Origin of the sequence: Streptomyces sp. A012304 (genome assembly GCF_026008495.1) — a bacterium.
Taxonomy (GTDB): Bacteria; Actinomycetota; Actinomycetes; order Streptomycetales; family Streptomycetaceae; genus Streptomyces.
Genome location: NZ_BQUN01000112.1, coordinates 160,865 through 173,430, shown reverse-complemented (window position 1 = coordinate 173,430; position 12,566 = coordinate 160,865). Strand labels below are relative to the sequence as shown.

The window sequence follows — 12,566 nt, the reverse complement described above, 5'->3', positions numbered from 1 at the left end:
GACTGAGGCCTCAGGCCTTTCCGGCGACCGCGGCCACGCAGGCGTCGGGATTGTCGAACATGACGTTGTGGCCGGCGCCCGCCACCGTCACCACGCGTACGCCCGCCGCCTCCAGGGCGTCCGCTCCGTCGAGTGCGCCGCTGTGCTCGCCCTGGAGATAGACGCGCTCGACCTCGTCCAGCCCGGTCAGGATCTCGCGCATCACCGGGTCGGATCCGCGTCGCAGCCCGACGGCGCTGCGGTGCAGGGCGCGCGGGTCGGCCAGCCGCATGGTGGCGGCCCACATCGGCCCGACGCTTTCGAGCACGCGCGCGTGGCCGCCGTCGAGGAACTCGTCCTCCGTGTGGGTGGCGATGCCGCTGCTGCCCGCGGTCGGCGGCGGGAAGGCGTCGAGGTTGGCCTCGGTGAGGACGAGCCGTGCGACCAGCTCGGGCCGACGGTGAGCGAGGACGATGGCCACGGAGCCGCCCATGCTGTGGGCGACCAGCTCGGCGCCGGTCACGCCCGCGGCGTCCAGGGCGGCCGCCAGGGCGTCGGCGTGTTCCTCGAGCGTGTAGCCGAAGTCCTCGGGCCGGTCACTGATGCCGTGCCCGGGCAGGTCGACGAAGAGACTGCGCCGACCGGCGAGCTCGGGACGCGCCGCGACATGCGCGTGGTAGACGGCGGAGGCCGCACCCAGGCCGTGCACGTACACCCGCGCGGGTTCCGCGCCCGGCGTCTCCGTCCATCGGATCCGGCTTCCCCCACCACCGAACTCGGCCTGCCGCATCGTCCGCCTCCTCAGAGCACCTCGTCGCTTGGAGCGTCGCCGAAGATACCTCGGTGACGAGGTACAGCACGAGCGGAATAAAGCGTGACCGTGGTACGCCCGAGAGGAGGTACCGCACCGGTGCGGCACAATGCGGACATGCTGGAGCTCGCCATCCTCGGCTTCCTCTACGACACCCCGCTGCACGGCTACGAGCTGCGCAAACGCCTCACGGCGCTGACGGGCCACGTGCGGCCCGTGGCCGAGAGCACCCTGTACCCGGCCATCAAGCGCCTGGAGAAGGCGGGCCTGCTGGTGCGGGCCACCGAACCCGGCGCGGCGGCCGCGCCGCGTCATGTGCTGAGCCTCACCGACGAGGGTCGACGGGAACTGCGCCGACGGCTCTCCGAGCCGGCCCAGCGGGACATCACCGACGAGAACCGCTGGTTCACGGTGCTCGCCTTCCTCCGGCACCTGGAGGACGCCGGAGCACAGGCGGCCGTGCTGCGCCGCCGGCTGGCCTTCCTGCTGGAACCGGCGAGCTTCTTCTACGACGGCGACCGGCCGCTCAGCGCCGAGGAGATGAGCGATCCGTTCCGGCGTGGCGTGCTGACCATCGCGCGGGCGACCACCCGGGCCGAGGTCGGGTGGCTGCGCGAGACGCTGGACTCACTGGGCGGCTGACCCGTCCGCGTTGTCCGCGTGCCGCACGGGGCAGCCGCGCACGCCGGGTACCGGGCGGGTGCCCAGTTCCTCCAGCACATACCCGTCCGGGTAGCCCTTGATCTCCCAGTTCTGGCGCGCGTAATGGGGTGCGCGACGGGGCGGCAGCAGCCGTACGGCGCGTCCACGCGCGCGGACCGCCCGGCGGACCAGCGCACGGGTGACGGGGCCCGGCGGGGTGTAGCGGAAGGCCTCCAGCAGCGGTTCGTCCAGCAGGGCGAGCAGGGCGGTGCGCAGTACCGGGGCCAGCGGACGCGGGTACCAGGACACCATCAGGTCGAGCGTGGCGTCCGAGACCCGTCGTCCGCCCTCGTCCCACCCGAAGTGAGCCGCCTCGTACGCGTCGAGGCAGGCCTCGAACTCCTCGTAGGACTCGGGTAGGTCCTTGATGCCCATGCGCCGGCCGAGCGTGCGGTAGTGGACGGTGGCGGCGATGACCTCGTGGCGGGACAGCCGGCGCCATCCGTAGGCGTCGATCCAGCGCTTGGGCATCACGACGAACGTGGCGAGCACGTACCGCATGTCGTCGTTGCTGATGTCGTAGCTGCGGTGCATCTGGTTGACGCGGCGCACAGCGGTACGGCCGCGCTCGCTGTCGAAGCCGTGCTCGACGATGGCGTCGAGAAGCAGCGAGGTGTCGTCATAGCGTTTCTGTGTGCGGTCGGTGAGTTCCGCGGTACGCGCGAGCAGGCCGCCGATGGCGGGCACGGCGTAGGTGCGGTACAAGGCCAGTTCGAGAGCGCGTGTGACGTCCCACGGAAACTCGTACGCCGCGGTGAGCCGGTAAATCTCGGAGGCGTCCTCGTACGGGTCCATCCGCCGGATCTGTTCGAGTCGCTCGAAACGCCTCACCGCACCGCCCCCTTCTGCCGCCGGAACTCCAACTCTACGTTGGGCGGCAGGAGATGAACGCCCACACGGGCGACGACGCAGGGGGAAGGCGGTCGGCATGTTCGCAGGGGTCCGCAAGGTCTGGGAGAGGTTTCTCACCGCCACGCGCGCGCAGGGCGGGCAGCGCTCCGCCGACGGGGCTCCGCCCGGCGGCGAGCAGCGCGCCGGCGGCAGGCGAGGGCACAACCTGTTCGAGGCGGCCGCCGTCTACGTCTCGGCGTGCGCGGAGCACGACGAGGAACGGATCGAGGAGGCGGCGGGCTGGGTGTCACCGGAGGCGCTGTCGTTCGGGATCAACGAACTGGCCTGCCGCGCGGTCGTCGCGCTCGCCCGGGAGCGTGACGAGTCGCCGCAGACGGTGGCCCGGGCGCTGCTCGGGCTGCCCGCGGCGTGACATGTGCGCCGCCGCCGACGCGGCCGACGTCTTCGACGCCTCCGCTGCGGCCGGTCCGGGGTGATTCGCCCTTGTCCGGCCGGAAAACTGCAGCTCCAGGTGTGTCCGGAGGTCGTGACAAGCGCCTTCCCGCCGCACTAGGGTGCGCGCCGTTGGACGAATCGCTGGGGAGGCTGGGATGGCCGGGACTGACGAGGACGCCGTCGCCGCCGATGACGATGCGCTCTATGTGCTCACGGCGGTGCTGCTGACGCCGGCGCAGTTCCCGAGTGTGCTCGGCGACGACTACCCGGAGGCCTGCGCGGCGCTCGGCCTCGCGCCGCTCGCCGACGGTTACGGCCTGGTGCTGGGCCAGGACGGAGAGGGCGCGCGGTGGACGGTCGTCATCGACGACGTGTCGCTGGTGGCCGTCGCCATCGCTTCGTGGGACTGCGGCATGGAGTACGAGCTGTCGCCCGACGAACGGACGGTGGTCGCCGCTCTGCCCGGCTGGCCCCTGGCGGTCGCCGTCGCGGCTCCCGGTGTGCCCGCCCCGCACGATCCCGCCCCCGACGTCGCGGACGGGCCCCCGCTGTGCCCGCCCGACACGACCACCTGGGGCCCGGCCCAGCGTCGGCTGGGCGCCGATGAGATCGCGCTCCAGTGGGCCCTGTGGCGGGAACAGATAGACGACGCCCAGTTCACGCCCGCGGCGAACGGCTCCGATGCGGCGGGGAAGGATTCGGAGGCCGCCGAAAAGGCCGACGAGCCCGACGAGTCCGACCAGGCCGACGAGGTGGACGACGCCGAGGGCGCGCCGGTGGGGCACAGCGGCATCCGGCGGGTCCTCGCGGAGGCGCGCGCCTATGTGGACACCCCGCCGCCGCTCGGACGCGTCCGCTCGTCGTTCGCGCCGGGCGAGGCGCGCACGCTGCGCGCCGACGGCCCCGGCTGGTCGTTGGTGGCCAGGACCGACGACATCGCGTTCGTGCTGATGGACGACGCGCCGGGCGAGGTGCTCCCGGTCGGCCGAGGACCCGAACTGCCCGGACTCCTCGAGGCCCTGGACAAGATGGCGGTCCGGCCGAGCTGAGCCGGGCGTCCGGGGACGCGGGACCGACCGGGTCCATCCCGGGCCGGCGAGGAGTGCCCGCCCGGCGCACCCGGCCTCAGCCGGGCGCGCGCCGGACGGCCGGGGCCTTCACTCACTCCCCGCCCCCTCTCAGCGGCCGAGTTCCTTCCGCGTCACACGGCGCAGCCTGCGCCGCTGCGAGGGATCCAGCGTGAGGTACGCCGCCGCCGGGACTCCGAGCACGATCAGCAGGGCCGCCCACCAGGGCAGCCAGATCAGCAGGAGGAGCCCGACCGCCACACCACCTGCGGCGATCTTCGCGTTCTTCGACATGTCGCCTCCTTCGCGGCCACTGCCGCTCTCTGTTGTGAAAAACGGCCTCGCACGGCGCGCGGTTCCGAAGCCGACCCTGAGACGTCCCTGAGGTCCGCCCCCTAGACGCCCCTGAGAGACACCTTCTCGCGCCGGACGCCCGAAGGCACGCTCACGTTCTGCCGTCGGACGCCGAAAGTCATCAGGAAATGTGGTGCGCGTTCGGCGTCGGAGTGTTGTACCCTCGGCCACCGACCTCAGTAGTCAAACTTGAGGAGCAGGTTCATCTCTGTGCAGAGGGTTCCCACGCAAGCCCAGTCCGACGTCTCCGAACCGGCCTCCCATCACGCCGTCTTCCTGCCCGGCTCCCCGGCACGTACCGGCCGTGTCGCCTTCTGGCCGGCCGGTGGGGACACCGCTGCCGTCGTCCCGTCCGGCTCTGCCGAGGAGCTGACGGTCGTCCGTCCCGCGGAGGCGGGTGTGCGGCTCGCGCGGGTGCCAGCCGTCCTGCTTCCCGCGCACGAGGCCCTGCCCGTCCTCATCCGCGCGCGCGGCCTCGCCGACGTGGACCGGTCCGTCGCCTTCTGGGGTGCGGCGGCCCTGACGGCCCTGGAGTTCGTGGCGCGCGGTCTGCTGCTGCCCGGTCTGTCCGGCGACGACCACGATGCCTGGCGGGTGGGCCCGCTGAGTCCGGACGACATCGACCGGGTGCGCCGGCTGGCCGCCGCGATGCCGCCCGAGGCGCACGCCGTCCCGGTGGACGGCCGTCCGCCGCTGCGACTGCCCGACCCCGAGCGGTTGCTGCGTGCCTTCCTCGACGCGGTCGCGGACGCGCTGCCCCGCTCCCCCGCCGCGCCGCTCGTGACGGGCGGACCGGCGTACGCCGCGCCGCGGCCCCAGCACGTGCCGGAGCTGCGGGCCTGGGCCGCCGATGTCGCCGCCGGCCATGACGCCGGAGTCAGGGTCTCGTTGCGGATCGAGGTCTCGGGGCTCTCGACCGCGACACCGCAGGAGGGGCGGCCGAGGTTCCGTGCCGTACCGCAGGTGCACGGCGTGAGCGATCCGACGCTCGTCGCGGACGCCGCCGAGGTGTGGCAGGGCTCCGGCCCGACGCACCGGGCGTTCGGCCCGCGCGCGCGGATGGACGCCCTGCTGGCGCTGCGCCGTGCCGCCCGTGCCTGGCCGGCGCTCACGCCCCTGCTGTCGGCTGCCGTCCCGGACGCCGTCGAGCTGCTCGAAGAGGAGGTGTCCGAACTTCTCGGGGACGGCGCGCGGGCGCTGGCCGCCGCGGGCGTGGAGGTGCACTGGCCGAGGGAGCTGGCCGCCCGCACCCTCACCGCCCGCGCCGTCGTGGGCCCGCCGGAGGACCCGGCCGGCCAGGACCGGGCCGACCGGGACACTCCGTCGTTCCTGTCGGCGGACGCGCTGCTGTCGTTCACCTGGTGGTTCGCGCTGGGCGACCAGCAGCTCACCCGCGAGGAGCTGGACCGTCTCGCCGAGGCCAACCGCCCCCTCGTACGGCTGCGCGACCAGTGGGTCCTGATCGATCCACGGGAGCTGCGCCGCGCCCAGGCGCAACCGGACCGCAAGGTGACGCCGATCGACGCGCTGGGCGCGGCCCTGACGGGCTCGACCGAGATCGACGGCCGCCGGGTCGACGTCCGGCCCACGGGCTGGCTGGCGGCTCTGCGGGAGCGGCTCACGAACCCGGGCGCGCGGGAGCCGGTGGCGCAGCCCGCCGCGCTCGACGCCACACTGCGCGACTACCAGCGGCGCGGTCTCGACTGGCTGGCGCGGACCACGTCCCTGGGTCTCGGCTGCTGCCTGGCCGACGACATGGGGCTCGGCAAGACCGTCACGCTGATCGCCCTGCACCTGCACCGCCAGGCGGAGCCGGAGACGGCCGGTCCCACCCTCGTGGTCTGTCCCACCTCCCTCATGGGCAACTGGCAGCGGGAGATCGAGAAGTTCGCACCCGGCACGCCCGTGCGCCGCTTCCACGGGCCGCGTCGCGACCTGGACGCCCTGGCGGACGGGGAGTTCGTGCTCACCACCTACGGAACTTCGCGCCTGGACGCGGAACGGCTCGGCGGGGTGCCGTGGGGCCTGGTCGTGGCGGACGAGGCACAGCACGTGAAGAACCCGTACTCGGCTACCGCGCGGGCGCTGCGCACGATCGGGGCACGCGCGCGCGTGGCGCTCACCGGCACCCCCGTCGAGAACAACCTGTCGGAGCTGTGGGCGATCCTGGACTGGACGACCCCCGGTCTGCTCGGCAGGCTGAACACCTTCCGCACCCGGTACGCGCGAGCCGTCGAGGGCGGCGGCGACCCAGCTGCCGCGGAGCGGCTCGCGCGGCTGGTCGGACCGTTTCTGCTACGTCGCCGCAAGTCCGACCCGGGCATCGCGCCCGAGCTCCCGCCCAAGACCGAGACCGACCGGCCGGTGTCGCTCACCACGGAGCAGACCGGCCTGTACGAGGCCGTGGTGCGCGAGACGCTCGCGGCGATCGCCGAGGCCGACGACATGGCACGACGCGGCCTGATCATGAAGCTGCTGACCGGCCTCAAGCAGATCTGCAACCATCCGGCGCAGTACCTCAAGGAGGACCGGCCGAGGACCACCGGCCGCTCAGGCAAGCTGGAACTCCTGGACGAGCTGCTCGGCACGCTGCTCGCCGAGGGCGCGAGCGTCCTGGTCTTCACGCAGTACGTGCGCATGGCGCGGCTTCTGGAGCGGCACCTGGCCGCGCGGGGCGTGCCCTCCCAGCTCCTGCACGGGGGGACGCCGATCGCCGAGCGCGAGGCGATGGTCCAACGCTTCCAGGAAGGTGAGGTCCCCGTGTTCCTGCTGTCCCTGAAGGCAGCCGGTACCGGACTCAACCTCACGCGCGCGGAACACGTCGTGCACTACGACCGCTGGTGGAACCCGGCCGTCGAAGCACAGGCCACCGACCGGGCGTACCGCATCGGACAGACCCGGCCCGTGCAGGTGCACCGGCTGATCGCCGAGGGCACGATCGAGGACCGCATCGCCGCCATGCTGCGCCGCAAGCGGGACCTCGCCGACGCCGTGCTCGGCTCCGGCGAGGCGGCGTTCACGGAACTCACGGACGCCGAACTGGCCGAACTGGTGGAGCTGCGAGGGGGTACGCGATGAACCGCTACGACGACAAGGAGCGTACGTTCGCGGCGTTGCCTCCCGCGAGCGGGAGGAGCTTCGCGCAGACGTGGTGGGGCCGGGCGTGGCTCAAGGCCCTGGAGGACGGGGCGCTGGACGCGGAGCAGCTGCGGACGGGCCGCAGGCTCGCGCGCGCGGGCGGCGTGGGCGCGGTGTCGGTGCGGCCGGGACGCATCACGGCCGTCGTGCAGGGCGGCGACCGCACCCCGCACCGGGCAGATGTGCTGCTCGACGTCCTCTCGGACGCGCAGTGGGACCGGTTCCTGGACCTGACCGTGGAACGAGCCGGCCATGTCGCCGCGCTGCTCGACCGTGAGATGCCACCGCATCTGGTCGAGGACGCGGAGACGGCCGGGATCGATCTGCTGCCGGGTCTGGGCGATCTGGAGGCCGAGTGCGACTGCGGCGCCTGGGACCACTGCGGTCACACCGCGGCGCTGTGCTATCAGGTGGCGCGGCTGCTCGACCAGGATCCGTTCGTCCTGCTGCTCCTTCGGGGACGCGCCGAGCAGGCGCTGCTGGACGACCTCCAGGCCCGCGGCACCGCCGCGGCGGCCGAGGAGGCCGAGGAGGCGAGGCCTGCCGGGGTGGAGGGTGTGGACGCGGCGGAGGCGTACCTGGCCGGGCACTTCCTGCCGCCCCTGCCCGACGCACCGGTCCTCCCCGAGGAGCCGGGTGTGCCCCCGTCGCTCGACACGGAGGCCCCCGCGCCCGCCTCGGTGGACCCGGCCGCCCTGGAGGTCCTGGCCGCCCGTACGGCCGCCGAGGCCCACCGTCTGCTCGCGGAGGCACTGCGTCCGGAGGCACTGCGTCCGGGGGCGCCGTCGCCCTCGCCGTCACCCACGCGGTTGACGGTGGCCCAGGACGCGGTCCGGCTGGCGGCGGGCGTCGTCGAGGACTCCGGGACGCTCGTCGAGGGCTCCTCAACGCTCGTCGAGGGCTCCACCACAGCGGATCGCCCCGGCACGGCGGGTCACCCCGGCGGGGCCGTGGCCGGCCGGCTGGCCACCGGCTCCGGTCGCAGCGCCGAGCAACTGGCCCTGGCCGTACGGGCCTGGCGGCTGGGCGGTGCGGTCGCCCTGTCGGTGCTGGAGGAGGAGTGGTCCGTGGACGGCGAGGCGCTCGCACGCGCGCGTGCCGCGTTGCAGGCGGCGTGGGAACAGGACGAACGGCCGGTGCTGCGGGCCAGGGCCAACAGGTGGACGGTCGTCGGGGCGCCCTGCCAGTTGCGGCTGGGGCGGGACGGCCGCTGGTGGCCGTATCGCAAGGAGCGCGGCCGCTGGGTTCCGGCGGGGGACGCGGCCCAGGACCCGGCGACGGCCCTGGCCTCGGTCCGCCCCGAGGGCGAGGAAGCGCTGTCCCAGGCCGACGGTTCCTGAGCGGGGGACGCGAGGGGGCGGCCTGACGGGCGACCGACCCCTCGCGTTCACCGGGGCGTCGCACGACATCGCGCGCGTGGACCGCTACACGCCGACCCTGATCAACGACAACGACTTCGGGATGACGGACGGCAGGGAGGCGTTCGACACGCAGGGCCGGCTGGTCGACAGCGGCGTCGAGACGACCGTGACGTACGTGCGGCTGCCCCGAGGCGTGGGACGTCCGGCGGTGGGCCCGTCGGCCCCGTCGTGCGGACGCGCGCGTGGCACCGTTGGGGGGGACGCGCGTGGGTCGCTCGGCGGTCCACTACGGCAGGAGGTCGTCCAACGACGGCAGAAGCGACTCAAGTCCGCTGGGCAGCTCGGTCGGCAGTGCGGTGGGCAGCTCGGTCGGGAGCTGCGACGGCAGCTCCGTCGGGAACCGCGACGGCAGCTCGCTCGGGAAGCCGCTCGGCAGGTCGATCGGAAGGCTGACGGAGGGGGCCGGGGAGGAGCCGGTTCCCGCGGGCGGCCCGTCCTTGTCGTCGTCGCTCCCTGAGGCCAGCAGCACGACGAGGGCGACGGCAGCGGCGGCGACCAGCAGCGCGAGCACGGCGAAGAGCGGGTTCCCGCGCCGCCGGAAGCCACCGGGCGGTCCCGGATCCGGAGGCGGCGGAGGCCGGCCTCCCCCTCCCGCGCCGCCGCCGTAGGAGTCATCACGGTGGGTATCGGCCTGGTGGGAGTTCCCGTAAGGGGAGTCCGCGTGGTGGGAGTTCCCATAGCGGGAATCGCCGTGGTCAGGGTCTCCGTAGCGGGCGTCGCCGTAGCGGGCGTCTCCGTAGCGGGCGTCGCCGTGGTGGGAGTCGTAGCCGGAGGAAGGCGGTCCGAAGCCGCCGGGGGGCGGCGTGTCACCCGGCGGGCCGGGCGGCTGGGGCGGTACGGGCGGCATGGCCATACCGCCCAGCGTCACCGTGGACCGGCCGGTGACGCGACCCCCGCCGGAAAGTTGATACCGCCTCATGCCACGGGCCGCATGATTCCGGCGTATTCGGCACGGCCGGCACACGCCGGGGCCCGCAGACGAACAGCGGTACGCGCGTGGGCGCGCTCGGCGAGACCCCCCACGCAGAACGCGGAGAACTCCCGAGCAGCGCGCCCACGCGCGCGTGCGCTCAGCCGCGGGCGCCGAGCAGGTGGTCCATGGCGAGCTGGTCGAGGCGCTCGAAGGCCATGCCGCGGGCGGCGGCCGCGTCGGCGTCGAAGTCCTCGAAGGCGCCGCGGTCGGCCAGCAGGGCCTGGAGGCCGTCGGCGGCGGTCGGCTGCGCCAGCTCGTCCAGACGGGAGTCCTTCAGCGCCTGCTGGACCTCGGGGTCGTTGCGGAAGGCGGCCGCACGCTCCTTCAGGATCAGGTAGTTGCGCATGCAGCCCGCGGCGGACGCCCACACGCCGTCCAGGTCCTCGGTGCGCGGCGGCTTGAAGTCGAAGTGGCGCGGACCGGTGTAGCCGGCGCTCTCCAGCAGGTCGACCAGCCAGAACGCGGACCGCAGGTCGCCGGCGCCGAAGCGCAGGTCCTGGTCGTACTTGATGCCGGACTGGCCGTTGAGGTCGATGTGGAAGAGCTTGCCCGCCCACAGCGCCTGCGCGATGCCGTGCGGGAAGTTCAGGCCCGCCATCTGCTCGTGGCCGACCTCCGGGTTGACGCCGCACAGCTCCGGGCGCTCCAGGCGGTCGATGAACGCCAGCGCGTGACCGACGGTGGGCAGCAGGATGTCACCGCGCGGCTCGTTCGGCTTGGGCTCGAGGGCGAAACGCAGGTCGTAGCCCTGGGAGGTGACGTACTCGCCGAGCAGGTCGAAGGCCTCCTTCATACGGTCCAGGGCGACGCGCACGTCCTTGGCGGCGCCGGACTCGGAGCCCTCGCGGCCGCCCCAGGCGACGTAGATCTTGGCGCCGAGCTCGACGGCCAGGTCGATGTTGCGGATCGTCTTGCGCAGGGCGTAACGGCGCACGTCACGGTCGTTCGCGGTGAACGCGCCGTCCTTGAAGACCGGGTGGGTGAAGAGGTTGGTGGTGGCCATCGGCACGGTCATGCCGGTGGCGTCCAGCGCCTGCCGGAACCGCTTGATGTGCGACTCGCGCTCGGTGTCGGAGGACCCGAAGGGGATCAGGTCGTCGTCGTGGAAGGTCACACCGTAGGCGCCCAGCTCGGCCAGGCGCTGCACCGTCTCGACCGGGTCCAGGGCACGCCGCGTGGCGTCGCCGAACGGGTCGCGTCCCTGCCAGCCGACGGTCCACAGGCCGAAGGTGAACCTGTCCTCGGGGGTGGGCTGGTAGCTCATGCCACGGCTCCTTGCTTGAAGACTGTCTGGCCGACTATTTCGTCATGGCCGTTTACAAATTAGTATGCGGACGCATCTCTGGGAAGACAGATCCCGCAGAGCCGTGGAAAAACTTAGGGAGAGCCCGATGTCAGCAGCCGAGGGTCCGCTCGTCGTCGGCGTGGACACATCCACCCAGTCCACCAAGGTGCTGGTCGTCGACGCGGCCACCGGCCGGGTCGTCGCGAGCGGCCAGGCGCCGCACACCGTGTCCTCCGGCGCAGGGCGGGAGAGCGACCCGCGCCAGTGGTGGGGCGCCCTGTGCGAGGCGCTGCGCCAGTGCGGTGACGTGGCGCACGAGGCCGCCGCGGTGTCGATCGGCGGGCAGCAGCACGGCCTGGTGACGCTGGACGAGCACGGCGAGCCGGTGCGGCCGGCACTGCTGTGGAACGACGTGCGCTCGGCGCCGCAGGCGCGCCGGCTGACCGAGGAACTGGGCGGCGCGAAGTTCTGGGCGGAGCGCACCGGGTCCGTCCCGGCCGCCTCCTTCACGGTGACGAAGTGGGCGTGGCTGGCCGAGAACGAGCCGGAGGCCCTGCGCGCCACCAAGGCCGTGCGGCTCCCCCACGACTATCTGACCGAGCGCCTCACGGGCGAGGGCACGACCGACCGCGGCGACGCCTCCGGCACCGGCTGGTGGGCGTCCGGGACCGAGGCGTACGACGAGGAGATCCTCGCCCATGTCGGTCTCGACCCGGCGCTGCTGCCGCGGGTGGTGCGGTCCGGCGAGGTGGCGGGAACCGTGCGTGACAGCCACGACCTGCCGTTCTCGAAGGGAACCCTGGTCGCCCCGGGCACCGGCGACAACGCGGCGGCCGCGCTGGGCCTCGGACTGCGCCCCGGCACCCCGGTGCTGAGCCTGGGCACCTCGGGCACGGTCTACGCGGTGTCGAAGCGGCGCCCCGCCGACCCGACCGGCACGGTGGCCGGGTTCGCCGACGCCCACGGCGACTGGCTGCCGCTGGCCTGCACCCTGAACTGCACGCTCGCCGTGGACCGGGTCGCCGCCCTGCTGGGCCTGGACCGTGAGGCCGTCGAACCCGCCGCCGGCCTCACCCTCCTGCCGTACCTGGACGGCGAGCGCACGCCGAACCTGCCGAACGCCTCCGGCCTCCTGCACGGCCTGCGCCACGACACCACCGCCGGCCAGTTCCTCCAGGCCGCCTACGACGGCGCCGTGCACTCGCTGCTCGGCGCCCTGGACCTGGTCCTCGACGAGGACGCCGACCGCTCGGCCCCGCTGCTGCTGATCGGCGGCGGCGCCCGGGGCGCGGCCTGGCAGCAGACGGTGCGCCGGCTGTCGGGGCGGCCCGTGCAGATCCCCGAGGCCAAGGAGCTGGTCGCGCTCGGCGCCGCCGCGCAGGCGGCGGGGCTGCTGACCGGCGAGGACCCGGCCGCCGTCGCCCGCCGCTGGAACACCACGCGGGGCCCGGTGCTCGAGGCCGTGGAGCGGGACGAGTCGACCCTCGCCAGGATCGCCGGGGTACTCTCCGACGCGTCCCCGCTGCTGGAGCGGGGCACGGGCGCCCGG

At 73.6% G+C, this 12,566-nt stretch carries 11 protein-coding genes and 1 pseudogene; 7 read left to right on the top strand and 5 right to left on the bottom strand.

The annotated features are described in order from the left end of the window. Positions 1–10: 10 nt before the first annotated feature. Entirely contained in the window at positions 11–769 is a 759-nt protein-coding gene (locus tag ALMP_RS29495; RefSeq protein ID WP_264933740.1) for an alpha/beta fold hydrolase, read from the bottom strand. Positions 770–907: 138 nt separating this feature from the next. Between ALMP_RS29495 and ALMP_RS29490 the strand changes: the two genes are divergently transcribed. Continuing rightward, positions 908–1,432 (top strand): PadR family transcriptional regulator, encoded by a 525-nt coding sequence (locus ALMP_RS29490; RefSeq protein ID WP_264933739.1) that lies wholly within the window; start codon positions 908–910, stop codon positions 1,430–1,432. On the opposite strand, the gene ALMP_RS29485 is transcribed toward ALMP_RS29490, so the two are convergent. Beyond that, a complete protein-coding gene (locus ALMP_RS29485) occupies positions 1,418–2,323 on the bottom strand; it encodes an oxygenase MpaB family protein (RefSeq protein WP_264933738.1) in 906 nt (301 codons plus the stop codon). The genes ALMP_RS29490 and ALMP_RS29485 overlap by 15 nt on opposite strands. 97 nt (positions 2,324–2,420) lie before the next feature. On the opposite strand from ALMP_RS29485, the gene ALMP_RS29480 reads away from it, so the two are divergent. Beyond that, positions 2,421–2,756, top strand: a complete 336-nt coding sequence (locus ALMP_RS29480; protein WP_264933737.1) for a hypothetical protein — start codon at positions 2,421–2,423, stop codon at positions 2,754–2,756. Positions 2,757–2,934: 178 nt separating this feature from the next. Then, positions 2,935–3,828, top strand: a complete 894-nt coding sequence (locus ALMP_RS29475; protein WP_264933735.1) for a hypothetical protein — start codon at positions 2,935–2,937, stop codon at positions 3,826–3,828. A gap of 129 nt (positions 3,829–3,957) precedes the next feature. Here ALMP_RS29475 and ALMP_RS29470 read toward each other — a convergent pair whose 3' ends face one another. Then, positions 3,958–4,140: a hypothetical protein gene (locus ALMP_RS29470; RefSeq protein WP_020137233.1), complete on the bottom strand. Its 183-nt coding sequence runs from the start codon at positions 4,138–4,140 to the stop codon at positions 3,958–3,960. A 270-nt stretch (positions 4,141–4,410) separates the two neighbouring features. Between ALMP_RS29470 and ALMP_RS29465 the strand changes: the two genes are divergently transcribed. The 3 genes and pseudogenes from ALMP_RS29465 to ALMP_RS29455 all read left to right on the top strand — a co-directional run. After that, entirely contained in the window at positions 4,411–7,278 is a 2,868-nt protein-coding gene (locus ALMP_RS29465; RefSeq protein ID WP_264933731.1) for a DEAD/DEAH box helicase, read from the top strand. Continuing rightward, positions 7,275–8,678 carry an SWF or SNF family helicase gene (locus ALMP_RS29460; RefSeq protein ID WP_264933729.1) on the top strand — a complete coding sequence of 468 codons (1,404 nt, stop codon included), beginning with the start codon at positions 7,275–7,277 and terminating at the stop codon, positions 8,676–8,678. The genes ALMP_RS29465 and ALMP_RS29460 overlap by 4 nt, the downstream gene beginning before the upstream one ends. A 67-nt stretch (positions 8,679–8,745) precedes the next feature. Next, a pseudogene (locus tag ALMP_RS29455) lies at positions 8,746–8,895 on the top strand (esterase-like activity of phytase family protein); the annotation flags it as partial. A 90-nt stretch (positions 8,896–8,985) separates the two neighbouring features. Here ALMP_RS29455 and ALMP_RS29450 read toward each other — a convergent pair. Continuing rightward, complete coding sequence (locus tag ALMP_RS29450; RefSeq protein ID WP_264933727.1) at positions 8,986–9,612, bottom strand: hypothetical protein; 627 nt, start codon at positions 9,610–9,612, stop codon at positions 8,986–8,988. Positions 9,613–9,829: 217 nt separating this feature from the next. Beyond that, positions 9,830–10,996 (bottom strand): xylose isomerase, encoded by a 1,167-nt coding sequence (gene xylA, locus ALMP_RS29445; RefSeq protein ID WP_264933725.1) that lies wholly within the window; start codon positions 10,994–10,996, stop codon positions 9,830–9,832. A 127-nt stretch (positions 10,997–11,123) separates the two neighbouring features. On the opposite strand from xylA, the gene xylB reads away from it, so the two are divergent. Then, a partial coding sequence (xylB, locus tag ALMP_RS29440) for a xylulokinase (protein WP_264933723.1) occupies positions 11,124–12,566 on the top strand: 1,443 nt, incomplete at its 3' end.